The organism is Roseateles sp. P5_E11 (assembly GCF_054049355.1).
Map to the genome: position 1 here is coordinate 1 of NZ_JBFUMO010000857.1, position 1784 is coordinate 1784.

General features: G+C 72.2%; 1 protein-coding gene. It reads right to left on the reverse strand.

What is annotated here, in order from left to right:
- Nucleotides 1-1784: DEAD/DEAH box helicase (locus ACXJKR_RS31420; RefSeq protein ID WP_457326191.1), on the reverse strand; the 1784-nt coding region annotated here is incomplete at both ends.

Genomic DNA, 1784 nt, shown 5'->3' on the forward strand with positions numbered 1-1784 from the left:
TCGGCGGCGGGGTTCCACCAGGGGTCGACGATGAGGACGTAGTCGGCCATCGTCAGGTTCAAACCGAACCCGCCGGCCTTCAGGCTGATGAGGAACACATCGCCCTCGCCACGCTGGAAGGCCGCCACGCGCTTGGTGCGCTCGGCTTGCGGCGTGCTGCCGTCCAGGCGCTGGAAGGGCAGGGCCATCTGCGTGAGGCGCTCGCCCAGCAGGTCGAGGTAGTCGGTGAACTGGCTGAAGACGAGGGCCTTGTGGCCGCCCGCCACCAGCTCGCGCACGATGTGCTCGAACTCGGCCATCTTGGCTCCCACCAGGCCCAGCTCGGGTGACACGAGGCGCGGGTCGCAGGCGGCGCGACGCAGGCGCATCAGCTCGGCCAGCACCTGCATGGGTGCGGCGCGCTCGCCGCTGGCCGCTGCCGCGGCCACCGCCGCTTGCGCGTCGCGGCGCAGGGCTTCGAGGAAGTGGCGTTCCTGCTCGCTGGGCTCCACGCGGTGGACGATCTCGGTGCGTGGGGGCAGGTCTTGCAGCACTTGCGCCTTGGTCCGGCGCAGCAGGAAGGGCGCGACGATGCGGCGCAGCCGGGCGCGGGCCGTCGCGTCCTGCTGGCGCTCGATGGGGCCCGCAAAGCGCTCATTGAACTGCTGCGGTGTGCCCAGCAGGCCGGGGTTGATGAGGTTCATGATGGACCACAGGTCCGCCAGCCGGTTCTCGACCGGCGTGCCGGACAGGGCCAGGCGGAAGTCGGCATCGAACTCGGCGACCGACTTGGCGCGCTTGGTGGCGGCGTTCTTCAGCGCCTGGGCTTCGTCCAGCACCAGCGTGGCCCAGCGGCGCGCGGCAAAGCCCTCGGCGTCGATCTGCGCCAGCGCGTAGCTGGCGACGATGACATCACCCGGGCCGGCGGCTTGCAGCAGCGCGCTGCGGTCGGCGGCTTCGGCGTAGACCTGCACATTCAGCCCCGGCGAAAACGCGGCGCACTCGGCCGCCCAATTGCCGCAGACCGACGTGGGCGCCAGCACCAGGGCCGGGCCCAGCGCGCTGCGCTCGATCAGCAGGGCCAGCGTCTGCACCGTCTTGCCCAGGCCCATGTCGTCGGCCAGGCAGGCGCCAAAGCCGGCGGCGGCCAGGCGGCTCATCCACGCAAAGCCCTCGGCCTGGTAGGCACGCAGCTCGGCACGCAGGGATTTCGGCGGCTGGGGCTGCAGCGCGGCGGCGGCCGTGAGCTGCTCCACCCGCGCCCGCCAGGCCTTGTCGCCGCCCAAGCGCACGCCGGCCAGGCCCTGGTCCAGCCAGGCGGCGCTGGCATTGGGCAGTTGCAGCTCGCCCTTCTTGGTCTGGGCCAGTGAGTCCAGGTCGCGCAGCTGCTGGCGCAGTTGCTCGGACAACGCCAGGTAGTGCCCCTCGGCCATGCGCACGAAGCGGCTCTTGCTGGCGCGGCTCAGGGACAGCAGCTCCTGCAGGCCGACGACGCGGCCTTCCTCGACCTGCACCTCACCGGTCACGCCCAGCCAATCGCGCCCGCTGCTGACCTCGATCTGCACCGCGGCGCCGTCCACCGGCAGTACGCGCATCGGCTTACCCTTGGGCCAGGCCAGCGCGGCGATTGCCGCCAGGCCGGGCAGGCGCTCCACGGCGGCCAGCGCCTCCTCGGCATCGGCCAGCAGCCAGGGCTGGTCGGGCGGCTGCTCGGGGTCGAGAAAGGGCAGGGCTTCGATGACGGCGGCGCGGTGCTGGGTCTCGGCACCCAGGTCACGCTCCGTGGCCAGGCTCAGGCCCTCGTG